Annotated in this window: 16 protein-coding genes and 1 pseudogene; 12 read left to right on the top strand and 5 right to left on the bottom strand. The window is 72.7% G+C overall.

The genetic code is table 11. From position 1 onward, the window contains the following. Positions 1-50 precede the first annotated feature (50 nt). The 3 genes from polA (at position 51) to rpsA (ending at position 5,821) form a co-directional block, all read left to right on the top strand. Complete coding sequence (gene polA, locus AC3RJ9_RS05250; RefSeq protein WP_123243862.1) at positions 51-2,864, top strand: DNA polymerase I; 2,814 nt, start codon at positions 51-53, stop codon at positions 2,862-2,864. Continuing rightward, positions 2,848-4,221, top strand: coding sequence for a GNAT family N-acetyltransferase (locus tag AC3RJ9_RS05255; protein ID WP_123243861.1), 1,374 nt, complete (start codon positions 2,848-2,850; stop codon positions 4,219-4,221). Before polA ends, AC3RJ9_RS05255 begins: the two co-directional genes overlap by 17 nt. A 142-nt stretch (positions 4,222-4,363) precedes the next feature. Continuing rightward, complete coding sequence (gene rpsA / locus AC3RJ9_RS05260; RefSeq protein WP_036315338.1) at positions 4,364-5,821, top strand: 30S ribosomal protein S1; 1,458 nt, start codon at positions 4,364-4,366, stop codon at positions 5,819-5,821. A 135-nt stretch (positions 5,822-5,956) separates the two neighbouring features. Here the strand turns inward: rpsA and AC3RJ9_RS05265 are convergent, their stop codons facing one another. Together AC3RJ9_RS05265 and AC3RJ9_RS05270 are read right to left on the bottom strand one after the other, a co-directional pair. Beyond that, positions 5,957-7,174, bottom strand: a complete 1,218-nt coding sequence (locus tag AC3RJ9_RS05265; RefSeq protein ID WP_233569897.1) for a class I SAM-dependent methyltransferase — start codon at positions 7,172-7,174, stop codon at positions 5,957-5,959. Next, positions 7,167-7,868 carry an IMPACT family protein gene (locus AC3RJ9_RS05270; RefSeq protein ID WP_036315334.1) on the bottom strand — a complete coding sequence of 234 codons (702 nt, stop codon included), beginning with the start codon at positions 7,866-7,868 and terminating at the stop codon, positions 7,167-7,169. The genes AC3RJ9_RS05265 and AC3RJ9_RS05270 overlap by 8 nt, the downstream gene beginning before the upstream one ends. Positions 7,869-8,022: 154 nt before the next feature. On the opposite strand from AC3RJ9_RS05270, the gene coaE (AC3RJ9_RS05275) reads away from it, so the two are divergent. From coaE (AC3RJ9_RS05275) to AC3RJ9_RS05305, 7 genes and pseudogenes are all read left to right on the top strand, one after another. After that, positions 8,023-10,392 carry a dephospho-CoA kinase gene (coaE, locus tag AC3RJ9_RS05275; RefSeq protein ID WP_041102705.1) on the top strand — a complete coding sequence of 790 codons (2,370 nt, stop codon included), beginning with the start codon at positions 8,023-8,025 and terminating at the stop codon, positions 10,390-10,392. Then, the gene (gene coaE, locus AC3RJ9_RS05280; protein ID WP_036315330.1) at positions 10,389-11,036 is read left to right on the top strand and encodes a dephospho-CoA kinase; all 648 of its coding nucleotides are present in this window, start codon (positions 10,389-10,391) and stop codon (positions 11,034-11,036) included. The genes coaE (AC3RJ9_RS05275) and coaE (AC3RJ9_RS05280) overlap by 4 nt, the downstream gene beginning before the upstream one ends. A gap of 37 nt (positions 11,037-11,073) precedes the next feature. Further along, the gene (uvrB, locus tag AC3RJ9_RS05285) at positions 11,074-13,203 is read left to right on the top strand and encodes an excinuclease ABC subunit UvrB (RefSeq protein WP_036315328.1); all 2,130 of its coding nucleotides are present in this window, start codon (positions 11,074-11,076) and stop codon (positions 13,201-13,203) included. A 77-nt stretch (positions 13,204-13,280) separates the two neighbouring features. Beyond that, positions 13,281-13,919: a SatD family protein gene (locus AC3RJ9_RS05290; RefSeq protein ID WP_036315325.1), complete on the top strand. Its 639-nt coding sequence runs from the start codon at positions 13,281-13,283 to the stop codon at positions 13,917-13,919. Further along, on the top strand, positions 13,916-14,680 hold the full coding sequence (locus AC3RJ9_RS05295; RefSeq protein ID WP_036315322.1) for a hypothetical protein: 765 nt from the start codon (positions 13,916-13,918) through the stop codon (positions 14,678-14,680). The genes AC3RJ9_RS05290 and AC3RJ9_RS05295 overlap by 4 nt, the downstream gene beginning before the upstream one ends. A gap of 49 nt (positions 14,681-14,729) precedes the next feature. Continuing rightward, positions 14,730-15,569: pseudogene (locus AC3RJ9_RS05300) on the top strand (TerC/Alx family metal homeostasis membrane protein); the annotation flags it as partial. Between the two features lie 16 nt (positions 15,570-15,585). Further along, complete coding sequence (locus tag AC3RJ9_RS05305) at positions 15,586-16,845, top strand: TerC family protein (RefSeq protein ID WP_036315319.1); 1,260 nt, start codon at positions 15,586-15,588, stop codon at positions 16,843-16,845. Between the two features lie 53 nt (positions 16,846-16,898). Here the strand turns inward: AC3RJ9_RS05305 and AC3RJ9_RS05310 are convergent, their stop codons facing one another. Both AC3RJ9_RS05310 and AC3RJ9_RS05315 read right to left on the bottom strand, forming a co-directional pair. Further along, positions 16,899-18,365: an alpha/beta fold hydrolase gene (locus AC3RJ9_RS05310; protein ID WP_123243859.1), complete on the bottom strand. Its 1,467-nt coding sequence runs from the start codon at positions 18,363-18,365 to the stop codon at positions 16,899-16,901. Positions 18,366-18,397: 32 nt separating this feature from the next. Further along, a complete protein-coding gene (locus AC3RJ9_RS05315; RefSeq protein ID WP_123243858.1) occupies positions 18,398-21,031 on the bottom strand; it encodes a DEAD/DEAH box helicase in 2,634 nt (877 codons plus the stop codon). A 42-nt stretch (positions 21,032-21,073) separates the two neighbouring features. Here AC3RJ9_RS05315 and AC3RJ9_RS05320 point away from each other — a divergent pair, with 42 nt between their 5' ends. Further along, complete coding sequence (locus AC3RJ9_RS05320; protein ID WP_095695700.1) at positions 21,074-21,997, top strand: methyltransferase domain-containing protein; 924 nt, start codon at positions 21,074-21,076, stop codon at positions 21,995-21,997. Between the two features lie 30 nt (positions 21,998-22,027). On the opposite strand, the gene AC3RJ9_RS05325 is transcribed toward AC3RJ9_RS05320, so the two are convergent. After that, a complete protein-coding gene (locus AC3RJ9_RS05325) occupies positions 22,028-22,708 on the bottom strand; it encodes an MBL fold metallo-hydrolase (protein ID WP_095695701.1) in 681 nt (226 codons plus the stop codon). Positions 22,709-22,821: 113 nt separating this feature from the next. Here AC3RJ9_RS05325 and uvrA point away from each other — a divergent pair, with 113 nt between their 5' ends. Further along, on the top strand, positions 22,822-25,806 hold the full coding sequence (uvrA, locus tag AC3RJ9_RS05330; RefSeq protein ID WP_095695702.1) for an excinuclease ABC subunit UvrA: 2,985 nt from the start codon (positions 22,822-22,824) through the stop codon (positions 25,804-25,806). Positions 25,807-25,838: the final 32 nt, after the last annotated feature.

The raw sequence follows: 25,838 nt of genomic DNA on the forward strand, positions 1-25,838 counted from the left end.
ACGCGACCGGCGCGCCCCGCGCCGCGCGCCGAGAGGAGACGTGAGCACCCATGGCGGCAGATCCGACCCCAGAGGCCCCGCAGCGGCTGCTGGTCCTGGACGGGCACTCGATGGCGTTCCGCGCGTTCTACGCGCTGCCCGCCGAGAACTTCGCCACGGACACGGGCCAGCACACGAACGCCGTGTACGGCTTCACCGCCATGCTCCTGACCATGATCCGGCAGCAGCGGCCCACGCACGTGGCCGTGGCGTTCGACCTCTCCGGGCCCACGTTCCGCTCCGAGGAGTACGGTGAGTACAAGGCCGGCCGCTCCGAGACGCCCGCGGAGTTCGCGGGCCAGATCGAGCTGACCGTGAAGGTCATGGAGGCCCTGGGCATCCCCACGCTCACGCTGGAGGGCTACGAGGCCGACGACATCGTGGCCACTCTGTCCGCGCGCGCCGAGGAGGCGGGGTGGGAGGCCGTCGTCGTCTCCGGTGACCGGGACGCGTTCCAGCTCATCTCCGAGCGCACCACCGTGCTCTACCCCAAGAAGGGCGTCTCCGACATCCCGCCGATGGATGCGGACGCCGTCATGGCCAAGTACGGGGTCGCCCCCGCCCAGTACCCCGAGCTCGCGGCCCTCGTCGGCGAGGCCGCGGACAACCTGCCCGGCGTGCCCGGCGTCGGTCCCGGGTTCGCCGCGAAATGGCTGAAGCAGTACGGGGACCTCGACGGCGTGCTCGCACACGCGCACGAGATCACGGGCAAGAAGGGGGAGGCGCTGCGCGAGCATCTCGAGGACGTGCGCCGCAACCGCCGCCTCAACGCCCTCGTGCGCGACCTCGACCTGCCGATCGGGCTCGAGGCAATGCGGCTCGAGATGCCCGAGCGCGAGCCCGTGGAGGAGCTGTTCGACGCGCTGCAGTTCAACCGCATCCGGGAGCGCGTGTTCGAGGTGTTCGGCGAGCGGGTGGGCGAGGACGCGCCGCCCCCCGAGGTCGAGGCCGCCCCGGAGTTCACCGAGGCGACGACGGCCGAGGACGTGCGATCCTTCCTCGCCGCCGAGGCCGGCAACCTGCTCGGCGTCCACGTGGACGTCGAGGGCCCGGCCCTGCTGCCCCGCCGCAAGGTGCCCGTGCCCGGCACGTTCGGCACGCCCGTCGGCGTCGCGCTGGTGGGCGAGCACGCGGGCCTGCACGTCACCCTCGACGGCGACGCCCCGGACCCGGCGCTGGTGGCCGCCGTGCGCGAGGCCCTGGGCGAGGGCGGACTGGCCAAGGCCGTGCACGACCTCAAGCGCACGCTCAAGGCGCTGGCCGCGCCCACCGAGGGCGACGGGCTCGGCCCGGACGCGGCCCTGGACGGCGTGGTGGACGACGTGCTGCTCTCGGCCTACCTGATCCAGCCGGACCGGCGGGACACCTCGCTCGAGGCGCTGGCGGAGGCGCATCTGCACACCCCCCTCACCGCCCCGCGCGAGTCCGCTCAGCAGCGGGCGCAGGGGTCGTTCGACCTCGACGGAGGTCAAGCCGCCGCCGAACGGGCGGACCGCGCCGCGGACGCCGTGCGGGCCGCCTGGGTGGTGCGCCGTCTCTCGACCCAGTTCACGCCCCAGGTGCTCGACCGCGGGGCCCAGCGGCTGCTGCAGGAGCTCGAGATCCCGCTCTCGCGGCTGCTCGCCCGGATGGAGCTGACCGGCATCGCCGTCGACGTCGACGCCCTGACCGGCCTGCGCGAGGACTTCACCGACGCCGCCGACGCCGCCAAGGAGTCCGCGTGGGCGTCCGTCGCGGAGGAGACCGGCGGGATGCAGGTCAACCTCGGCTCGCCCAAGCAGCTGCAGGAGGTGCTGTTCGAGCGGCTCAACATGCCGCGCACGCGCAAGACGAAGACCGGCTACTCCACGGACGTGGACTCGCTGCAGGACCTGCTCGAGCAGACCCGGCACCCGTTCCTCGAGAACCTGATGGCCCACCGTGACGCCACGAAGCTCCGGCAGACCGTGGAGGGGCTGCTCGAGACCGTCGCCCCGGACGGCCGCATCCACACCACCTACTCGCAGACCGCCGCCGCCACGGGCCGGCTGTCTTCGCTGCACCCGAACCTCCAGAACATCCCGGTGCGCACCGAGGCGGGCCGCCGCATCCGTGAGGTGTTCGTGGCGGACGAGGTGGCCGGCGAGCAGGCCGTGCTGCTCTCGGCCGACTACTCCCAGATCGAGATGCGCATCATGGCGCACCTGTCCGAGGACGAGGGGCTGATCCAGGCCTTCCGCGAGGGCGAGGACCTGCACTCGTTCGTCGGCTCGCAGGTGTTCGGCGTGGACCCGGACGACGTCACCGCCGAGCAGCGCGCCAAGGTGAAGGCGATGAGCTACGGCCTGGCCTACGGGCTGTCCTCCTTCGGGCTGTCCAAGCAGCTGAAGATCTCGGTGGACGAGGCGCGCGGCCTCATGAAGGGCTACTTCGACCGCTTCGGCGGCGTGCGCGACTACCTGCGCGACGTCGTCGCGCAGGCCCGACAGGACGGGTACACCTCGACGATCGAGGGGCGCCGCCGCTACCTCCCGGACCTCAGCTCGGACAACCGTCAGCTGCGGGACATGGCCGAGCGCGCCGCGCTCAACGCCCCCATCCAGGGCTCGGCCGCGGACATCATCAAGCGCGCGATGCTCGACGTGCAGGCCGGCCTCGAGGAGCACGGGCTGGCCTCGCGCCTGCTGCTGCAGGTCCACGACGAGCTCATCCTCGAGGTCCCGGCCGCCGAGCTCGAGAAGGCCACGGCGCTCCTGAAGGAGCGGATGGGCCGGGCCGCCGAGCTCTCCGTGCCGCTCGACGTGCACGTCGGCCAGGGAAGGAGCTGGCATGACGCCGCACACTGACGCGCCGGAGGGTCCGTCGCTGCGGCGGCTGGCCGACGCCGCCGAGGACCGGCTCGGCGAGCACGGCCTCGCGCTGCGTGACCTCGGGGTCCTCGGCCCCGAGGACCCCGCCGCATCGCACTTCGCGGCCGCGGTCGAACGGGGCTTCTACGAGACGGTGCCCACGGGCGCCGCGCTCCGCCAGCAGCTCGAGGCCCACGCGGCCGACGGACGGCGCCGGCTCGGCGTCTACGCGCCGGGGGACGACCCGGCGGCCCGCCGCCCCGCCGCCACCTTCGAGGACTTCGTGCAGCCGCTGACCACGTCGCCCGGCCGCACCGTCGACGCCTGGCTGATCACCGACGTGACCGTCTCGCCGGACGCCCGCCGGCGCGGCGTGCTGCGGGCCATGATGCTCAGGTCCCTCGCGGACGCCCGCGACGCCGGCCTGTGCGCGGCCGCCCTGACCGCGACCGAGGCCGCCATCTACGGCCGCTTCGGCTTCGGGGCCGCCACCCGGTGGCACGCCGTGCGGATCGACGTCTCGGGCGCCCCCGCGTTCACGGGCGCCCCGGCCGGCGGGCGGGTCACGGTCGAGGAGCCGCGGGAGATCCCCGGCCTCGTGGACGAGCTGTACGGGCGGGTGCTGCCGGCCACCCCGGGCTCGGTCCAGCGGACCTCGTTCAGCGTGCCTCGCTGGGAGGACCGCGAGGCGAGTCGGAACGAGGGGCGCGGCTCGGGGCTGTACGCGGCGGTCCACCGCGACGACGACGGGCGGGTCCAGGGCGTCGCGCTGTATCGGTTCGAGGGCTGGGAGAAGGAGCCGCCCACGATCACCGTCACCGCGTTCCTCGCGGCGACCGCCGACGCGCGGCGCGGGCTCGTCCACCACCTGGCCCGGCTGGACCTGGTCGAGCGGATCGAGTGGGGCCGCGCACCCGAGCCCGGTTGGCTCGAGGCGCTCTTCGTCGACGAGCGGCGGGTGAGCCGGCACCGCGGCTCCGACGACCTGTACCTGCGGGTCCTGAACCTGCCCGCCGCCATGGCGGCCCGTGGCTGGGCGGGCGACGGGGAGGTCGTCGTCGCCGTCGAGGACGCGCTCGGCGCGATCGACGGGACGTGGCGGCTCACCGTCCGCCAGGGGCGCGGCGCCGCCGAGCGGCTGGGCCCCGCGGCCGACGCCGTCCGCATGGGCGCGGGGCTCCGGCTCGACGCGGCCCGGTTCTCCGCGCTCTGGCTCGGCGGGCACTCCCGCGGGGCCGGCGCCGCGGTGCTGGCGGAGGCCGGTGTCGTGGCGGAGCTGCGGGCCGGCGCGGCGGAGGCGTTCGACGGGCTTGTGCGACCCAGCCGACCCCTGCACACCCTCGTCGGCTTCTGATACGCTGGACGAGCACATTCGTGCGCGTTTGATACATGTCCATCACGACCCACGCCGGGTGGGGCCCCTCTGGTGCCCGGATGCCGCCCACCGGCGGCATCGATCCCGACGTGACCCCCGATCCCAACGGAGTCCCTCCTACATGACCACCACTTCCAACGCCCCGCAGGTCGCCATCAACGACATCGGCTCTGCCGAGGACCTGCTCGCCGCCATCGACGCGACCATCAAGTACTTCAACGATGGCGACCTCGTCGAGGGCACCGTCGTCAAGGTGGACCGCGACGAGGTCCTGCTCGACATCGGCTACAAGACCGAGGGCGTCATCCCGTCCCGCGAGCTGTCCATCAAGCACGACGTGGACCCGGACGAGGTCGTGGCCGTGGGCGACACCGTCGAGGCCCTGGTCCTCACCAAGGAGGACAAGGAGGGTCGCCTGATCCTCTCGAAGAAGCGCGCCCAGTACGAGCGCGCCTGGGGCGACATCGAGAAGATCAAGGAGGAGGACGGCGTCGTCGAGGGCACCGTCATCGAGGTGGTCAAGGGCGGCCTCATCCTCGACATCGGCCTGCGCGGCTTCCTCCCGGCCTCCCTCGTGGAGATGCGCCGCGTGCGCGACCTGGCCCCCTACATCGGCCAGAAGCTCGAGGCGAAGATCATCGAGCTGGACAAGAACCGCAACAACGTGGTCCTGTCCCGCCGCGCCTGGCTCGAGCAGACCCAGTCCGAGGTCCGCTCCAACTTCCTCCACAAGCTGGAGAAGGGCCAGGTCCGCAACGGCACCGTGTCCTCCATCGTCAACTTCGGCGCCTTCGTGGACCTGGGCGGCGTGGACGGCCTCGTGCACGTCTCCGAGCTGTCCTGGAAGCACATCGACCACCCGTCCGAGGTCGTCGAGGTGGGCCAGGAGGTCACCGTCGAGGTCCTCGAGGTGGACATGGACCGCGAGCGTGTCTCCCTGTCGCTGAAGGCGACCCAGGAGGACCCGTGGCAGCTCTTCGCCCGCACCCACGCCCTCGGCCAGGTCGTGCCGGGCAAGGTCACCAAGCTCGTGCCGTTCGGTGCGTTCGTCCGCGTGGAGGACGGCATCGAGGGCCTCGTGCACATCTCGGAGCTGGCCTCGCGCCACATCGACACCGCCGAGCAGGTCGTGTCGGTCAACGACGAGCTGTTCGTCAAGGTCATCGACATCGACCTCGAGCGTCGCCGCATCTCCCTGTCCCTCAAGCAGGCCAACGAGGGCGTGGACCCCGAGGGCACCGAGTTCGACCCGGCGCTCTACGGCATGGCCGCGGAGTACGACGAGGAGGGCAACTACAAGTACCCCGAGGGCTTCGACGTCGAGACCAACGAGTGGATGGAGGGCTTCGAGACCGAGCGCGCCGCCTGGGAGCAGCAGTACGCCGACGCTCAGGCCCGCTGGGAGGCCCACAAGGAGCAGGTGCGCCGCTCCCTCCAGGAGGAGGCCACCGCCGGCGCCGACGCCGGTGCGGGCCTGGGCGGCTCGTCCTACTCCTCCGAGGCCCCGTCCTCGGACGGAGGCACCCTGGCCTCCGACGAGGCCCTCGCCGCCCTGCGCGAGAAGCTCACCGGCAACTGATCGCCGCGGTGCGTGACCGTCCCTGACGGCCCGCGCCGAGCACCCGACGCCCCGTCCCTCCCTCCGGAGGGGCGGGGCGTCGTCGCGTCCCGGGGGGCTGGCCGTGGGGGAGCGGACGGGACCCGACGGCCGCGCTCAGCGGCGCTCGGAGACCGTCACGGTGAACGTGCGGTCGCGCGCCGTCTGCCGGGTCGGCCCGACGAGGTCCTCCAGCACCGGCCGGTACCGCAGGTGCGAGTTCCAGACGCACCACAGCCGGCCGCCCGGCTCCAGCACCCGCGCCGCGGCCGCCACCAGCCGGTGGGCCACGGAGGGGTCCACGGCGTTGCCGTCGTGGAACGGGGGATTCAGGAGCACGCACTCCTCCGTCCCGTCCGGCCACGTGGTCAGGGCGTCGTCGCGCACGGCCCGGACGCGGTCCGCCACGCGGTTCGCGCGGGCCGTGGCGAGCGTCGAGGCGACCGCCACGGCGGACTGGTCGGTGGCCAGCACGGTGACGTGCGGCCACAGCCGCGCCGCCCCGACCGAGAGCAGCCCGTTGCCGCACCCCAGGTCCACGGCGCGCCCCGGCGGGCGCGGGTCGTCGGCGAGCGAGGTGAGCAGCAGACGGGTGCCCGGGTCGGCGGCGGCTCCGCCGAAGGTGCCGGCGTGGGCCACCAGGTGCAGGCGCCCCACGCCGGGGACGTCGCGGTCGGCCTCCTCCGGCGGCCGGGGGGTCACGCCGGGACGTGGGCCCCGGGCCGTGAGCACGCGCGCCTTGCGGCGTCCCCGTCCGGCGACGACGTCCTCGAACGCCGCGCCGAGCACCGCGTTCATGCGCGGACTCATGTGCTTGTCGCGGCCGCCGGCCAGCAGGACCACGCCGGGGTCGGCCACGGCTGCGACGATCCGGGACAGCCGGTCGAGCTCGTCGAGCGAGCGGGGCAGCGGCAGCAGGACCGTCCGGGCGCCCCGGGCCGCCTCCTCAGGCGTGGCCGTTCGCTCGAGCTCGCCCGTCTCCCCGCCGAGGCGACCGGCGGCGCGCCACGCGGCGAGGTTCGCGTCCAGCGAGCGCTCGGCGGAGGCGTCGTCCTGGTGGATCCGGACGTCGTGGCCGGCCGTGAGCAGGGGCAGGGTCAGCGCGCCGTGCCGGTCCTCCAGGACGGCCACCGGGCCGGGGACGTGCCCGCTCGCGATCCACCCGGCCAGGGTGTCGAGCAGGAGCAGGTCCGCCGCGTCGTGGGCCTGGCGGTCGGGCTCGGTCGGCAGCGGCCACCGATCCAGCGCCGCGAAGTCCACGCCCGCGGTGAGGTCGTCCGGCAGCCCGCCACGGGCGACATCGGGGGTGACCCCCCGGGGCAACGGCTCACTCATGGTCCACCCAGTCCTCTCCGATCCGCTCCGCATGCCCCGCGCCGGCCGTGACGTCCGCGAGCCGCGCCGCGAACGCCGCGCGGGCCTCCTCGGTGTCCGGCACGCCGACCGTCAGGCGGACCCCCGCGGCGCCGTAGCTCGCCTCCAGCACGGACACGCCCGCCGCGCGCAGCTCGTTCTCCCACCGGCCGGCGTCGGTGTGGGGCGCCTCCACCGCGAGCAGGGCCAGCCGGGAGCGGGTGCGCAGCGGGGCGGCGTCGAGTGCCCCGGACACCGAGTCCGAGTAGGCGCGCACCAGGCCCCCGGCGCCCAGCTTGATCCCCCCGAACCAGCGCACGACGACGGCGCACACGTCCGTCAGGTCGGTCCGGCCCGGCGCGGTCTCGCGCTGGAGGACGGCCTCGAGCATGGGGACGCCGGCCGTGCCGGCGGGCTCGCCGTCGTCGCTGGAGCGCATCCGGTCCCGGGCGGGGCCGAGGACGAACGCGCTGCACACGTGCCGCGCGTCGTGGTGCCGGCGCCGCAGGACGGCGACCATCTCGCGCGCCTGCGCCTCGTCCTCGACGCGCCCGAGGTAGGTGAGGAAGCGGCTGCGGCGGATCTCCACCTCCCGTTCCAGCCAGCCGTCGGGGTCGCGGGCGGACGCCGGCAGGACCGTGCAGCGCGCGGTCGGGGCGGGGGCGGGATCGGGCATGACCCCACCCTAGGGGCTGGCCGAGGACGGGCACGCCGTCGAGCCCCGACGTGAGCTTCGGTACAGTGGAAGACCGTGCCACCCGGCACCGGCCCACCGGTGAGCGAGCACGCGTGCCGCCGCGGGCCTCCCATGACCCTGTCCCGGGAGACTCATGACTTCCCCGCTCACTCGCCTGCACGACACGTTGGGGCTCCGCACGAGTCCGGCGATCTTCTTCGGCTCGGCCGCCGCGGTCGTGCTCTTCACCGCCGCGATGGGCCTGTTCCCTGGCCCGGTCCAGGCGGCCTTCGGCGTGGTCTCGAGCTGGCTGCGCTACGACGTCGGCTGGATCTACACCCTCAGCCTGACCCTGCTGGTGGCGTTCCTGTTCATCCTCGCCGTGACCCGGTACGGCCGGGTCAAGCTCGGCGACGACGACGCGGTGCCGGAGTACTCCGGCCTGACCTGGTTCGGCATGATGTTCGCCGCCGGCGTCGGCGCGGTGCTGATGTTCTGGGGCATCGCGGAGCCGATGAACCACTACGCCAACCCGCCCATGGCGGGGACGGAGCCGTTCTCCGACCGCGCGGCCTCGGAGGCCATGGCGATCGCGAACTTCCACTTCGGCATCCACATGTGGGCGATCCTGCTCGTCCCGGGCCTGTGCTTCGGCTACTTCACGTACAAGCGCAAGCTGCCCCCGCGCGTGTCCTCCGCCTTCCAGCCCCTCCTCGGCGATCGCATCCACGGCCCCATCGGCAAGACGATCGACATCATCGCCGTGGTCTCCACCGTGTTCGGCCTCGGCGTGTCCGTGGGCCTGGGCGCCCTGCAGATCAACGCGGGCATGAACTACGTGCTGGGCACCCCCGTGGCCGGCTGGGTCCAGGCGCTCATCCTGGCCGTCGTCACCGCCGTGGGCACGGCCTCCGTGCTGGTCGGCATGGACAAGGGCGTCAAGCGGCTGTCCTACGCCAACATCCTGCTGGCGATCGCCCTGCTCGTGTACGTCCTGATGTGGGCCGTCTCCAGCATGGACGTCATCCGCGGCACCGTGCAGGCGATCGGCGAGTACGCCTCCATGCTGCCCGTGCTCTCCACCTACAACGACACGTACAACTCGGGCCAGTGGTCCGGTGACTGGACCGTTTTCTACTGGGCCTGGACCGTGACGTGGGCGCCCTTCGTGGGGATGTTCTTCGCCCGCATCTCACGCGGCCGCACCATCCGCTCCTTCATCATGGCCGGCCTCGGCCTGCCCACGGCGTTCGTCATCATCTGGATGGGCATCTACGGCTACTCCGCGTTCCAGTCGGACCGCGCCACCGCGCCGGCGCCGGGCCAGGGCGGTGACCTCACGCAGACGATCGTCACCGACGGCAACGTCCAGGCCGCCCTGTTCCAGCACCTGCAGGGCACGCCGCTCTACACGGTGGCCGCGGTCGTGGCGCTCGTGGTCATCACGCTGTTCTTCATCACCTCGATCGACTCGGGCGCGCTCGTGATGGACGCGATGGCCAATGGCCACGAGGATGCCGCGCCCCGCCGCCAGTCCGTGTTCTGGGCCGTGTCCATCGGCGCGGTCTGCGCGGCCATCATCCTCACCGCGGGCGAGAACGGCCTGGCGGCGCTGCAGGAGGTCATCATCGTGATCGGCCTGCCCATCCTGCTCATCACCGTCACGCAGGCCGCACTGCTGCTGCAGGCCCTGCGCGAGGACGCGGGTGCCGCGCGGCCCATGCGGACCCGCCAGTGGAAGCAGGTGCTGCCGGTCGAGGAGTACCGCCGCCGCGCCACCGAGGACGGCGTGGACGTCTCGGACTTCGTGATCCGCCCCGAGTTCGAGGTCGGCACCGAGCCGGAGAACGACACGCACACCCCGAAGACGTGGCACCAGCAGCGCATCGACGCGGCCAAGGCCCTCGTCACCGTCGGCCTGACCGGCGGCATCGCCGCGGGCCGCACCGAGGTCGGCGCGGAGCTCGAGCGGCTGGGCGCCGTCGTCGTGGAGTTCGACGACCTGATGGGGGAGATCCTCGTGCCCGGCAACCCCGTGCTCGAGGAGCTCCGCTCGGTCTTCGGCGAGGACATCGTCCGCGCGGACGGCACCCTGGACGCGCGCACCCTCAACCGGCTCACCACCGAGAGCTCGACCGCCCGGACGCGCATGTACGAGATCGTCTCCCCGGCGGTGCGCGACGAGGCGAACCGCCGGGCCCGCGAGATCGGCGAGGACTCCGTGCTGGTGGTCGACCTGGCCCTGCTGGCCGAGACCGGCTCCGGACAGGACTTCGACCAGGTGCTGGCCGTCTCCGCTCCCGCCGAGGTGCGCGTCGCCCGGCTCATGGAGTCCCACGACATGACCCGCGAGCGGGCCTGGGCCTTCATCGACGAGGAGGCGGCGGACGAGGAGCGGGCCGAGATCGCGGACACCGTGATCGAGAACGACGGCTCGCTCGAGGACCTGCAGGAGGCCGTCCGGGCATACTGGGAGGCCAAGATCCAGCCTCAGCTCGAGGCCGCCCGAGGAGAGCGCGTATGACCGAGACCGACCCGGTGGCCGAACGGCCGCGCGTCCATGTGGGCCTGACCGGCGGGATCGCCGCCGGCAAGTCCGCGGTGGCCCGTGTCCTGCAGGAGCGTGGCGCGCTCCTGGTGGACTCGGACGCCCTCGCCCGGCTGGTCCTCGAGAAGGGCACCGACGGGCTGGCCGCCGTCCAGGACGAGTTCGGGGACCGCGTCATCACCGCGGACGGTGAGCTCGACCGCGTCGAGATGGCCCGCATCGTCTTCGGGGACGAGGGCGCCCGACAGCGCCTGAACCGCATCGTGCACCCCCGGATCCGGGCTGCGGCCCGGCGCATCGTCGCCGAGGCCGGGCCGGACGCCGTCGTGGTCCAGGACGTGCCGCTGCTGGTGGAGACCGGGCAGGCGGACGCGTTCGACCTCGTGATCGTGGTGGAGGCCCCGCTCGAGGAGCGCCTGCGCCGGATGGTGGAGGACCGCGGCATGAGCCGCGCGGACGCCGAGGCGCGGATCGCGGCCCAGGCCACGGACGAGCAGCGGCGCGCCGTCGCGGACGTGGTCATCGTCAACGACGCCGACCTCGAGCGGCTCGCGTCCGTGGCGAACCAGGTGTGGGACCGGTTCCTCGCCCCCGGCGCGGCTGAGCCCTCGGCGGACTGACCGCCGGGGTGTCCGGGGCGCGACGTAGGGTTCTGCCATGAGCCTGGCCCAGAAGATCAACCGCGTCGTCGCCCCGTTCGAGGTCATCTCCCCCTACCAGCCCTCCGGTGACCAGCCGAAGGCCATCGCCGAGCTCGCCGAGCGCGTGGAGGCGGGGGAGAAGGACGTCGTCCTGATGGGCGCCACCGGCACGGGCAAGTCGGCGACGACGGCGTGGCTCGTCGAGCGCCTCCAGCGGCCCACGCTGGTGATGGTGCAGAACAAGACGCTCGCGGCGCAGCTGGCCAACGAGTTCCGGGAGCTGCTGCCCAACAACGCGGTCGAGTACTTCGTCTCCTACTACGACTACTACCAGCCCGAGGCGTACGTCCCGCAGACGGACACCTTCATCGAGAAGGACTCCTCCATCAACGAGGAGGTCGAGCGGCTGCGCCACTCGGCCACGAACGCGCTGCTGACCCGGCGGGACGTGATCGTGGTGGCCACCGTCTCCTGCATCTACGGCCTCGGCACGCCCGAGGAGTACATCGAGCAGATGGTCACCCTGCGCCGCGGTGCGGAGATGGACCGGGACGTGCTCCTGCGGCGGTTCGTGCAGATGCAGTACGTGCGCAACGACGTCGACTTCCACCGCGGCACCTTCCGGGTGCGGGGGGACACCGTGGAGATCATCCCCATGTACGAGGAGCTCGCGGTGCGCATCGAGTTCTTCGGGGACGAGATCGAGTCCATCCAGACCCTGCACCCGCTCACCGGCCAGGTGGTGCGCGAGGAGGAGGAGATGTACATCTTCCCGGCCTCGCACTACGTGGCCGGCGACGAGCGCATGGGCCGGGCGATCACCACCATCGAGGACGAGCTGCGGGAGCGGCTGCAGGAGCTGGAGTCCCAGGACAGGCTCCTCGAGGCGCAGCGGCTGCGCATGCGCACCACGTACGACCTCGAGATGATGCAGCAGATGGGCTACTGCAACGGCATCGAGAACTACTCGCGCCACATCGACGGCCGTCCCGCCGGCTCCGCCCCGCACTGCCTGCTGGACTACTTCCCGGACGACTTCCTGCTCGTGGTGGACGAGTCCCACGTGACCATCCCGCAGATCGGCGCGATGTACGAGGGGGACATGTCCCGCAAGCGCACCCTCGTGGAGCACGGCTTCCGCCTGCCCTCGGCCATGGACAACCGCCCGCTGAAGTGGGATGAGTTCCTCGAACGGATCGGGCAGACCGTGTACCTCTCCGCGACGCCGGGCGCCTACGAGCTCGGCCAGGCGGACGGCTACGTCGAGCAGATCATCCGGCCCACCGGGCTGGTGGACCCGCAGGTGGTGGTCAAGCCGACCGAGGGCCAGATCGACGACCTGCTCGAGCAGATCCGGGTGCGCACGGCCAAGGACGAGCGCGTCCTGGTGACCACGCTGACCAAGCGCATGGCCGAGGACCTCACGGACTACCTGCTCGAGGCGGGGGTGAAGGTCGAGTACCTCCACTCGGATGTGGACACGCTGCGCCGCGTGGAGCTGCTGCGGGAGCTGCGCAAGGGCACCTTCGACGTGCTGGTGGGCATCAACCTGCTGCGCGAGGGCCTGGACCTGCCCGAGGTCTCGCTCGTGGCGATCCTGGACGCGGACAAGGAGGGCTTCCTGCGCTCCACCACCTCCCTCATCCAGACCATCGGCCGCGCCGCCCGCAACGTCTCCGGCGAGGTCCACATGTACGCCGACAACGTCACGGACTCCATGCGGCGGGCGATCGACGAGACCGAGCGGCGCCGGGCCGTGCAGATCGCGTACAACGAGGAGCACGGGATCGACCCCCAGCCGCTGCGCAAGCGCATCGCGGACATCACGGACCAGCTGGCCCGGGAGGACGCGGACACCGCCGACTTCCTCAAGGGCATGGGGGGCGTGAAGTCCGGGTTCGACTTCGGCATGGGCCACCGCGGCCTCAGCTCACTGGACCGGGCCCCGGCCACGGGGGAGGGTGCCGAGGCCCCGGCGGTGGACCCGGCGTCGCTGCCCGCCAAGGACCTGGCCGATCTGATCGAGCAGATGTCGCAGCAGATGCACCAGGCGGCGGCGGACCTGCAGTTCGAGCTCGCGGCCCGCCTGCGCGATGAGGTCGGCGAGCTCAAGAAGGAGCTGCGGCAGATGAAGCGGGAGCAGTGACCGCCCGGCGCGTTCCGCGCCCCGGGGTGTTATGAAAACACTGATGAATATCTTCATATCAGTGATAGTGTGACGCCATGAGCGCAGCACCCCCGGTCGCGGCCGTGATCGCGGACATCGTCGGCTCCCGCGCCCTCCCGGACCGGGACCGCGCGCAGGAGCAGATCCTGGCCGCCTTCGCGGCCGCGGAACAGGACGTCCCGCCGCTGCGTCCCGCCTGGGCCAGCGTCGGCGACGAGTTCCAGGCGCTGCACCGCACCTGGCCGGACGCGCTCCGGCTGACCGTCCGCGTCACGCTCGCCCTGCCCCCGGGCCTGGACCTGCGCTTCGGGATCGGCCTGGGGCAGCGGCGGGCCCTGGACGCCGGCGGAGACGGCATCGAGGACGGACCGGCCTGGTATCGGGCCCGCGAGGCCGTCGAGCGCGCGCATGAGCGGGCTGTCGGAGCCGCGACCGCCTTCCGCGCCGCGGACCCGTCCCTCACCGCCGCCGTGGACGGGCTCGTCCTGCTGCGCGACCATGTCCTCGGCCGACTCAAGGCCCGCGAACGCCGAATCGCCGCCGCCCTGCTGGGCGGGGCGACCCAGGCGGAGGCGGCACGGGCGGAGCGGATCACGCAGTCCGCGGTGTCACAGGCCGTCGCGCGGTCCGGGATCGACCGGCTGCTCGAGCTGGACGCCGAGCTCGCCGCCGCGGCGACGGAGGTCGCGCCGTGACCGCCCTCGCCCTGCTCGCGCTGGGGCTGCACGACCTGCTCGACGCCGTCCTGCCCGGCGCCTGGCCCACCCCCCGGCGGCGGTGGCTGGCCCGGGCCGGCGCGGCGGTGGCCGCCGTCCTCGCCGCGGTGCTGGTGGCCGTCCTGGCGCCGACCGGCATCTCCGTCGCGGTGGGCGGCGGCCTGGTGGCCCTCGGCCTGCTGATGGGCTGGACGTGGCTGCACCCGGACCGGCCGCTCGGGGTGGTCGCGGTGGCGGCCGCGGTCGGCCTGGTGGCCGTGCTCGAGTCGACCCTGGCGCCCGCGGGTCTGCGCTCCGCGCCCCCGGCACTCACGCTGCTGGCGGTGACGGTGGCGCTGACCGAGACCGGCAACCGGGTCACCCGCGCGGTCCTCGCCCTGGCGGGCCGGTCCGCCGACGGGGGCGACGAGGAGGCGGAGGACCCCGCGGCGGAGCCCACGACCGTGCCGTCCGCCGCGCCCACGGACCCCGCGGCCGACGGCCTGCGCGGCGGTCGCTACATCGGGCCCATGGAGCGACTGCTCATGGTCGTCCTGGGGCTCGCGCAGGCCTATCCGGTGATCGCGGCCCTGATGGCGGCCAAGGGCATCGTGCGCTTCCCGGAGATCTCGGCGGACCGCGGAGCCGGCTCGCGCGCGGAGGAGTTCCTCATCGGCTCCCTCGCCAGCTGGGGCCTGGCCGCCGCCGGCGCCGTCGTCGTCTGGCTCGCCCTCGGCTTGACTGCCCCCGGCGCAGCCTGAGACCGGGCCCACCCGCATCCGCGCGCGGGACCGCACCCGTCTAGACTGGCGCGGCCCCCACGAGCCCTCCATGAAGGAGGCCGGCCTGTGGATCGGGTTCTACGTGGCGCTGGCGCTGGTCTTCGCGGGGCTGCTCTTCGCCCTGGGCGATGCGCAGCACGGCACCGAGTTCCTCGCCGGCTGGGTCACCGAGTACAGCCTCAGCGTGGACAACCTGTTCGTGTTCCTCATCATCATGGCCAAGTTCCAGGTGCCCCGCCGCTACCAGCAGGAGGTGCTGATGGTGGGCATCATCATCGCGCTGATCGCCCGCGCGGTGTTCATCGCGGTCGGCGCCGTCGCCATCGAGCACCTGACGTGGGAGTTCTACATCTTCGGCGCCTTCCTGCTCTGGACCGCCTGGCAGCAGCTCAAGGACGACGGCGGGGACGAGGAGTCCGAGCCGGGCGTCGTGGCCCGCCTGACCCGCCGCCTCAACGTGGCGCCGGACTACGACGGCAACCGACTGCGCACCACCGTGGACGGCCGGCGCATGTTCACCCCCATGGTGGTCGTGTTCATCACGATCGGCCTGACGGACGTGATGTTCGCGGTGGACTCCATCCCGGCGATCTTCGGCCTCACCCAGAACTGGTTCATCGTCCTGACCGCCAATATCTTCGCCCTCATGGGCCCGCACCAGCGGGCCCGACGACGCCCCGCTCCGCCCGCCGCGGGTCGGGGCGTCGTCGTGCGACCGGGTAGACTGACCGGCGACGTAGGGGAGTATCCCGAACACTGTGGACGTCAGCACGCCGCGGCCGCCGAGAGCGCGCCGCCGGCCGGACACAGGGGCCCGGGCCGCGGCCGCGGCGGGCGGAGAGACTTGCGGCACCGTCCTGACCCCTGACGCCGAGAGGTGACCCGTGGAAATCAACGGCCTGACCTGGGGCCTGACGATCGCGCTGATCGTCGGGCTCCTCGCGTTCGACTACTTCGCCCATGTCCGCAAGGCGCACACGCCGTCGATCCGGGAGGCCGCGATCTGGTCCGGCGTCTACGTCGGCCTCGCGCTCGTCTTCGGCCTCGTGTTCTTCGCCTTCGGCGACACCCAGCACGCGGTCGAGTACTACACCGGCTACCTGCTGGAGAAGGCGCTCAGCGTCGACAACCTGTTCGTCTTCCTGGTCATCATGGCCAGCTTTCGGGTGCCGCGCGAGTACCAGCAGAAGGTGCTGCTGTTCGGCATCACGTTCGCGCTGATCTCGCGCACCCTGTTCATCCTGCTGGGCGCCGCCGTCATCGCCGCGTGGTCGGACGTGTTCTACCTCTTCGGCCTGTTCCTGCTGATCATCGCCGGCGGCCAGCTCAAGGGCGAGATGTCCGGCGACGCCGAGGGCGCCCAGGACGAGGCGGACAACGTGATGGTCCGCCTCGTCAAGCGGTTCCTGCCCGCCTCCGAGCAGTTCGACGGCGACCGCCTCTTCACGACGGTGGACGGCAAGCGCCTCATGACGCCGATGCTCCTCGTGATGATCGCGATCGGCGCCACGGACATCCTCTTCGCCTTCGACTCCATCCCCGCGATCTTCGGCGTGACCCAGGAGGCGTACATCGTCTTCACCGCCACGGCGTTCTCGCTCATGGGCCTGCGCCAGCTGTACTTCCTGATCGACGGCCTGCTCGACCGCCTCGTCTACCTGGCCTACGGGCTCTCCGCGCTGCTGGCGTTCATCGGCGTGAAGCTGATCCTGCACGCCCTGCACGAGAACAACCTGCCGTTCATCAACGGCGGCGAGAACGTGCCCGTCGTCGAGATCCCCACGACGCTGTCCCTCGTGGTCGTCGTCGTGATCCTGGCGATCACCGTGGCGATCTCCCTGGCCTCGCCGAAGGGCCAGGCCCTGCGGGCGCTGCAGAACGCCGAGAAGTACTCGTATCGGTACTCGAAGCTGGCCGAGGACGCCGACCCGGCCGAGCGCGAGCGCGCCGCCGCCCTGATGGACCGCTGGACGGCCCGGGCCGAGGCCCTGGACCAGCGCTGGCGCGACCAGCTGCTCGAGCACAAGGACGCGTGGTCGGCCATCATCCGCACGGCCCACGAGACCCGGCTCGCCGATCCCCGTGACGACGACGCGCGCGGGGTCTCCGAGCAGATCGTGCGACAGGACGGGCCCACCGTCTGAGCCGATCACGGCACCGGGGGAGTGCTCCGCCGGCGCCCGGGCCCCCGGGCCGGTCAGTCGACCGGGTCGGGGGCCGTCGTCGTCCCGGCGCCGTCCGCCGCGGTCATCGCCAGGAGCCGGTCGAGGATCGCCGGCCCGTCGTCGGCGATGCCGTCGTGGTGGAAGGCGTCGGTCTCCCACACCTGCAGGCCGCGGACGCGCCGCGCCGTCTCGAGCGAGAGGTCCCGGTCCACGTACACGTCGTCGGCGTAGACCGCGGCGGCCACGGGGACGGTGTTCTGCGCCAGGGCAGCCACGTCGTAGAGCGGGCCCCACTGCGTGCGCTCGGCGAGCAGCCGCGCCGTGCCGGCCAGGGGCCGCAGCCGGGGGTCGACCTCGACGGACCAGGGCATGACGTGTTCGCCCGTGGGCAGCGGGACCGTGGTCGCCTCCGGGTCGAAGTCCGGGTGCTCGGCGAGCATCCGGGACGCCGACCAGCCGGTGTCCGCCCGGCCGCCGGCCAGGTCCGCCGGCTGCGCGTAGATCGCCTCGTGCAGCACGGTGTAGAGCGGGTTGACGAGGCGGTCGTCCTGGTCGGCGACGGCGGCCAGGAACGTCTCGGACAGGCGCGGCGCGGGTCCGGTGCGGTCCACGGCCTCGGCGAGGACCCAGTGCAGGCGGTCCACGCGGGTGTTGCCGCCCAGCAGCATGCCCAGACCCTGGGCCCGTCCCACGGTGAGCGGCCCGCCGCCGGGCAGGGGGATCGGGGCGCCCGCGGCCTCGGCGGCGCGGATCAGCCCCACGGCCTCCGACCACGCGTCGCGGTCGGCCGGGTGCCGGTCGAAGAACTCCTCGGTGCGGGCGCGCATCCGGGCGTAGGTGGCCCGGTAGACCCGGTCGGCGTGGCCGGTGAGCGGGGCGAGGCCGCCGGTCACCAGGCTGCGCTGCAGGCCCTCCGGGTGGAAGGAGAGATAGCTCAGCGTGCAGAACCCGCCGAAGCTCTGGCCCAGTGTGGTCCACGGCCCGGCGCCGAGGGCGAGGCGCAGCATCTCGGCGTCCCGCACGATCGAGGGCGCCCGCAGGTGCACCAGGTGCTCGGCGCGCGCCTCGTCCGTGGCGAAGGCGCCCGGGGCGGTCAGGGTCGCCACAGTGGCCGGGGTCGAACGCCCCGTGCCGCGCTGGTCCAGCAGCAGCACGCGGTGGCTCTCGGCCAGCGCGCCGAGCCAGCCGCTCAGGCGCGCCGGGCGGGGCCCGGCACTGCCGGGGCCACCCTGGAGGTACAGGGCCCAGGGGCGCTCGCCCTCGGGGTCGTCCTTCGCCCGGATCTCGCGGGCGAAGACGGTCAGCGTGCCGCGCCCGTGCGGCCCGACGCCGGTGCCCGCCGCGTCCTGCGCCTCGGCCTCGGCGAGGCCCAGCGCGTGGTCGATCGGCATCGAGAACCAGTGGTCCACCGTGACGGTGCCGTCGTAGAGCTCGGTGCGCTCGCCCACGCGGTGGCGGGCCGGCTCGAGGGGAGCGAAGCCGCGCGGGTCGCCCGCCACGGGCCGTCCTGCCGCCCGAGCGTCCCCGGCGCTCACAGGCCCCACCCGGACTCGGGCGCGCCCACGGAGACCACCCGGATCACGGGATGGCCCGCCTCGTCGGAGGCGTCCAGGTCGACCACGGCGTTGATCCCGTGGTCCAGGTCCCCGTCCGGGTCCTTCAGGACCTGCCGCACCGCCCACCAGCGCGGGCCGGCCAGCTCCAGCGGGGCGGCGACGTCGGGGGCCGCGGCCACGCGGAACAGCTCGGGGCCGCGCGCGGCGGGGCCGTCGTCGATGTCCTCGTGGTCGTCGAAGTAGGCGTCGAGGGCGTCGGCCCAGTCGTCGGCGGACAGCTCGCCGGACAGGCGCGCGAGCGCCTCGTCCCGCTCGTCGCCGAACAGGCGCACCCGCTGGAACATCGCGTTGCGGACCATCACCCGGAACACGGGCTCGTTGTCCGTCAGGCGAGGCGGGGCCGGCGGCTCGAGCGCCTCCATGTCCCGGCGCAGCTCGTCGATGTCCCCGGCCACCAGGTCCTCCCACTCCTCCAGGAGGGACGAGTCGGTCTGCTTCACCATCTCGTCGAGCCAGTCCAGCAGCACCTGGAGCTCCTCGGTGCGGGCCGCCTCGGGGACGGTGTGGCGCAGTGCCTTGACCGCGTCCGTGAGGTAGCGCAGCAGCACGCCCTCGGACCGGGCGATCCCGTAGAACCGCACGTAGTCGCCGAAGCCCATGGCCCGCTCGAACATGTCGCGCACCACGGACTTGGGGGTCAGCTCGAACTCCGCGAGCCACGGGGCGTCCTGCCGGTAGAGCTCGAACTGCTGCTCGAGGAGCTCGGCCAGCGGCCGCGGGTGGGTGATCTCGTCGAGGGCCCGCATGCGGTCGTTGTAGTCCATGCCCTCGGCCTTCATGGCGGCCACGGCCTCGCCCTTGGCGTGCTTGACCTGGGCGGAGAGCACCTGGCGCGGCGGGTCGAGGGTCGCCTCGATCACGGAGACGACGTCGAGCGCGTGGTCGGGATCGGCCGGGTCCAGCAGGTCGAGCGCGGCGAGGGCGAAGGGGGAGAGCGGCTGGTTGAGCGCGAAGTCCGGCTGCAGGTCCACCGTGAGGTCCACGGTGCGGCCCTCGGCGTCCGGCTCGGGCAGACGCTCGACGACGCCCGTGGCCAGCAGCTCCCGGAAGATCCCGAGCGCGCGGCGCATGAGCACCGCCTGGCGGGCCGGGGTCTCGTGGGTGCCGCGCAGCAGGCGCCGGACCGCGATGACCGGGTCGCCGGGCCGGTCGAGGATGTTCAGCAGCATGGAGTGCGTGATCCGCATGCGGGAGACCAGCGGCTCCGGCTCGGCGGAGACGAGGCGCTCGAACGTCGCCGGCCCCCACGAGACGAAGCCGGCCGGCGGGGTCTTGCGCTTGCCGGACTTCACGGACTGCTTCATGCGCTTGGCCCGCTCGGCCTCGTCCTTGACGTTCGCGAACTTCGCCGCGGCCTTGCGCTCGGCCGCCTTGTTCTCGATCACGTGCTCGGGGGCCTGGACCACCACGGTGCCGGAGGTGTCGAAGCCGGCCCGGCCCGCCCGGCCGGCGATCTGGTGGAACTCGCGGGCCTGGAGCAGGCGGGTCTTCTCGCCGTCGAACTTGGAGAGCGCGGTGAGCAGCACGGTGCGGATCGGCACGTTGATCCCGACGCCGAGCGTGTCCGTGCCGCAGATGACCTTGAGCAGCCCGTCCTGGGCCAGCTTCTCCACGAGGCGGCGGTACTTGGGCAGCATGCCCGCGTGGTGCACGCCGATGCCCGCCCGGACGAGGCGGTTGAGCGTGTGCCCGAAGCCCGCGGAGAAGCGGAAGCCGGCGATCCGCGCGGCGATCGCCTCCTTCTCCTCCCTGGACGTCACCGAGATCGAGGACAGCCCCTGGGCCGTCTCCACGGCGTCCAGCTGCGAGAAGTGCACGATGTACACCGGTGCCTGGCGGGTGCTCACGAGCTCCTCGACCTTCTCCTGCAGCGGCACCTCGGACCACTCGAACGTCAGCGGGATGGGGCGCTCCGCGTGGGCGACGACGGCGACCTCGCGCCCGGTGCGCTCGGTCAGGTCCGCCTCGAGGCGGGTCGTGTCGCCGAGGGTGGCCGACATCAGCAGGAACCGGGCCTGCGGCAGCTCGAGGAGGGGCACCTGCCAGGCCCAGCCGCGGGAGGGGTCCGCGTAGTAGTGGAACTCGTCCATCACCACGGTGCCGATCTCCATGCCCGAGCCCTCGCGCAGCGCGCGGTTGGCGAGGATCTCGGCGGTGCAGCAGATGATGGGGGCGTCACCGTTGACGGTGGAGTCACCCGTGACCATGCCGACGTTCTCCGCGCCGAACACGTCCACCAGCGCGAAGAACTTCTCCGAGACGAGCGCCTTGATCGGCGCCGTGTAGTAGGAGACGGCGTCGTGGGCGAGCGCGTCGGCGTGCGCGGCCAGCGCCACCAGGGACTTGCCGGAGCCGGTGGGCGTCGCCAGGATCACGTGCCGGCCCTGGACCAGCTCGAGGGCGGCCTCCTCCTGGGCGGGGTAGAGCGCGATGCCGCGGTCCTCGGTCCAGGCCGCGAAGGCCCCGAAGACGTCGTCGGCGTCCGGGGTCGGCGGGAGGGCGTCGATGCGGTCGGTCAGCGAGGGCGGGTTCGTGGCGGCAGAAGTCATCGCCCCCAGGGTATCGGCCGCTCCGCGCGATACGGTGCCGCCATGAGTCAGATCGCGCCCGAGAGCCCGCACCCGGACACCGACGCCGTCGTGGGGGACGTGACCGGCCGAGAGGGCGGGGGGTTCACCTGGGATCCCGCGCAGTACGAGGGCTTCGCCGAGCACCGCGCCCGCCCCTTCCACGACCTGGTGGGGCGCGTGCGCGCCGAGGCGCCGCGCGTCGTGGTGGACCTGGGCTGCGGCCCGGGGACCCTGACCCGGACGCTGGCCGAGCGCTGGCCGGACGCCGAGGTGATCGGTCTGGACGACTCGCCCGCGATGCTCGAGCGGGCCCGAGAGCAGGCGGCCCGCACGGGTGCCCCCGCCAACCTGCGCTTCGAGGCGGTCGACGCCTCGCAGTGGCGCCCGTCGGGGGCGACGGACGTCGTGGTGTCCAACGCGATGCTCCAGTGGATCCCGACGCACCGTCGCCTGATCCGGCGCTGGCTCGGGGACCTCACGCCGGGGGCGTGGTTCGCGGCGCAGATCCCGCGGCCCTACGAGCAGCCCTCCCATGCGGCGATCGTGGCGCTGGCGGAGGACCCGGCCTTCTCCGAGCCGCTGCACGGGGTGGCGACGACCCGCACCGTGGCGCCGCCCGAGGAGTACACGCGGCTGTTCCTCGAGGCGGGGTGGTCCCCGGTCGTCTGGGAGACGGAGTACCAGCAGGTGCTGACGGGCGAGGACCCGGTGTTCCGATGGACCTCCGGCGCGGCCCTGCGACCGAGCCTGCAGGCTCTGGCCCGCTGGGACGCCGAGGAGGGCGCCGCCGAGGGCGCCGGGCTGCTCGAGGCGTTCGTGGACCGGTACCGCGCCGCCATGCGCGAGGCGTACCCGCCGGTGCCCGGCGTCACGGCCGACGACGGCGGCCCGGTCACGATCTTCCCGGCCCGGCGCCTGTTCATGGTCGGGCAGAAGCCGGCCTGACGCCGGGCCCGGGAGTGCCCGGGCGGGCCGTCACCAGCCGCGCTCGGCCCACTCCGGCAGGTGGGGGCGCTCGGCGCCCAGGGTCGTGGAGGCGCCGTGGCCGGGGTGGACCACCACGTCGTCGTCGAACGCGTCGAAGATCCGATCGGTGACGTCCGTGAACAGCTGACGGAACCGGCCGTCGTCGCCCTCGGTGTTGCCCACCCCGCCCGGGAAGAGGGCGTCGCCGGTGAAGAGCACGGCCGGCTCGTCCGCCTCGGGGCGGCACACCAGCGCGATGGACCCGGGCGTGTGGCCGCGCAGGGCCACGACCTCGAGCCGGAGCCCGTCCGCCCCCACGGTGTCCCCGTGGCGCAGGCGCACGTCGGGGGCGACCCCCGTGGCCTCGGCGATCGCGTCGGCGTCGTCCTCGCCGGCCGCCGTGCGGGCCCCGGTCAGGGACGCCAGCACCGGCAGTGCGCGCACGTGGTCCCAGTGCCGGTGCGTGGTGACGATCATCTCGAGGCGCGGCTCGCACGGGGTGTCGTCCGCGGCCGAGGCGATGAGGTCGCGGATGGCCTCGGCGTCGTCGGCGGCGTCGATCAGCACCTGCGCCCCCGTGGTCTTGGAGGTGAGCAGGTACACGTTGTTGTCCATCTCCGACACGGAGCAGGTGCGCACCGTGACGGCGGGCAGATCGTGCAGGAGGCGGTTCCGGGCGGTCTCGGGCATGCGCAACAGTGTACGGACGGGGCGGCGAGGCGCCAGGGCGGGCCCAGCCCGCGGTGGGTTCGCCCATAGGCGAGACCCCGGTGTCGTGTCCGTGCCGCCCCTATGCTGGCCGCGTGCCCAAGAACTCCTCCACCACCGTCTCCTCCGCCGTCGAGACCCACGCCGGCGGCCTCGCCTCCGGCCCCGGCGGCGCGCGCTCGGGCGAGCGGGACCGCATCGTCGTCCAGGGCGCCCGCGAGCACAACCTGAAGGACGTGGACGTCAGCTTCCCGCGGGACGCCATGGTCGTGTTCACGGGTCTGTCCGGCTCGGGCAAGTCCTCCCTGGCCTTCGACACGATCTTCGCCGAGGGCCAGCGACGCTACGTCGAGTCGCTCTCCTCCTACGCCCGCATGTTCCTGGGCCGGGTGGACAAGCCGGACGTGGACTTCATCGAGGGCCTGTCCCCGGCCGTGTCCATCGACCAGAAGTCCACCAACCGCAACCCGCGCTCCACGGTGGGGACCATCACCGAGATCTACGACTACATGCGCCTGCTCTGGGCGCGCGTCGGGGTGCCGCACTGCCCGCAGTGCGGGGAGCCGGTGAGCCGGCAGACCCCGCAGCAGATCGTGGACCAGCTCGAGGAGCTGCCCGAGCGCACCCGCTTCCAGGTGCTCGCGCCCGTGGTCCGCGGCCGCAAGGGCGAGTTCGTGGACCTGTTCCAGGACCTGTCCACGCAGGGCTTCGCCCGCGCCGTCGTGGACGGGGAGACCGTCCAGCTCTCGGACCCGCCCGTGCTGAAGAAGCAGGTCAAGCACACCATCGCCGTCGTCGTGGACCGCCTCGCCATGAAGGAGGGCATCCGCCAGCGCCTCACCGACTCGGTGGAGACCGCCCTGAAGCTGGCGGACGGCCTCGTCGTGGCCGAGTTCGTGGACGTGGAGCCGGTCGCCGAGAAGGCCAAGAAGAACACCGCGGAGTTCGGCGGGCGGGACGCCGAGGGCAACCCCCGGTACCGCTCGTTCTCCGAGAAGCTCTCCTGCCCCAACGGGCACGAGCAGACCGTGGACGAGATCGAGCCGCGCTCGTTCTCCTTCAACAACCCGTTCGGCGCGTGCCCCGAGTGCACCGGCATCGGCTCCCGCCTGCAGGTGGACCCGGACCTCGTCGTCGCCAACGACGAGCTGTCCCTGCGTGAGGGCGCCGTGGTGCCGTGGTCGCTGGGCAAGTCCACCTCGGACTACTGGCTGCGCGTGCTCGGCGGGCTGGGCAAGGAGATGGGCTTCTCCCTGGACACCCCGTGGAAGGACCTGACGGAGGCGGAGCGCGACGCCGTCCTGAACGGCAAGGACTTCAAGGTGGAGGTGACGTTCCGCAACCGGTTCGGGCGCGAGCGCCGCTACACCACGGGCTTCGAGGGCGTCATCCCCTACGTGATGCGCAAGCACGGGGAGACCGAGTCGGACGGCGCCCGCGAGCGCTACGAGTCGTTCATGCGGGAGATCCCGTGCCCGGCGTGCCACGGGGCCCGCCTCAACCCCACGGTCCTGAACGTGCTCGTGGGCGGCCTGTCCATCGCGGACGCCACCCGCCTGCCCATGCGGGAGGCCATGGAGTTCTTCTCGGGGCTGCGACTGACGGACCGCGAGCGGCAGATCGCGGACCAGGTGCTCAAGGAGATCCTGGCCCGGCTGGCGTTCCTGCTGGACGTCGGCCTCGAGTACCTCAACCTGGAGCGGCCGGCCGGCACCCTCTCCGGAGGCGAGGCCCAGCGCATCCGCCTGGCCACGCAGATCGGCTCCGGGCTGGTCGGCGTCCTCTACGTGCTCGACGAGCCGTCCATCGGCCTGCACCAGCGGGACAACCGCCGCCTCATCGAGACCCTCCTGCGCCTGCGGGACCTCGGCAACACCCTCATCGTCGTCGAGCACGACGAGGACACGATCGCCGAGGCGGACTGGATCGTGGACATCGGTCCTCGCGCGGGCGAGCACGGCGGCGAGGTCGTGCACTCGGGCTCCCTGGCGGATCTCAAGGCGAACACGCGGTCCGTCACCGGCGACTACCTCTCCGGCCGCCGCTCCATCGCGGTGCCGGAGCGGCGTCGCGTCCCGGAGAAGGGGCGCATGCTGACGGTCCGCGGGGCCCAGGAGAACAACCTGAAGGACGTCTCGGTGGAGGTCCCGCTCGGGGTCCTCACCGCCGTGACGGGCGTGTCCGGCTCCGGCAAGTCCACGCTGATCAACGAGATCCTCTACAAGGTCCTGGCCAACCGGCTCAACGGCGCCAAGCTCGTGCCCGGCCGGCACCGGTCCGTGGAGGGGCTCGAGCACCTGGACAAGGTGGTCCACGTGGACCAGAGCCCCATCGGGCGCACGCCGCGCTCCAACCCCGCCACCTACACGGGCGTGTTCGACGCGATCCGCAAGCTCTTCGCGGAGACCCCCGAGGCGAAGGTCCGGGGCTACCAGCAGGGCCGGTTCTCCTTCAACATCAAGGGCGGGCGCTGCGAGGCGTGCGCGGGCGACGGCACGCTGAAGATCGAGATGAACTTCCTGCCGGACGTCTACGTGCCGTGCGAGGTGTGCCACGGGGCCCGGTACAACCGGGAGACGCTCGAGGTCACCTACAAGGGCAAGAACATCGCCGAGGTCCTCGACATGCCGATCGAGGAGGCCGCGGACTTCTTCAGCGCGTACACCCGCATCTCGCGGTACCTGGACACGCTCGTCGACGTCGGTCTGGGCTACGTCCGCCTGGGCCAGCCCGCCACCACGCTCTCGGGCGGCGAGGCCCAGCGCGTGAAGCTGGCGGCCGAGCTCCAGAAGCGCTCCAACGGCCGCACCATCTACGTGCTGGACGAGCCGACCACGGGGCTGCACTTCGACGACATCCGCAAGCTCCTGCACGTGCTCCAGTCCCTCGTGGACAAGGGCAACACGGTGCTCACCATCGAGCACAACCTCGACGTGATCAAGAGTGCCGACCACGTGATCGACCTCGGCCCCGAGGGCGGCTCCGGGGGCGGCACGATCGTGGCCGCGGGCACGCCGGAGGAGGTCGCACACGTCGCGGAGAGCCACACGGGCCGGTTCCTCGCGGAACTGCTCGCGTAGCATGGACCCCGCCCACGCAGGACGCGGACGAA

Source organism: Micrococcus sp. 63XJN7_6_ISO-PGPR-S23-444, from assembly GCF_058072765.1.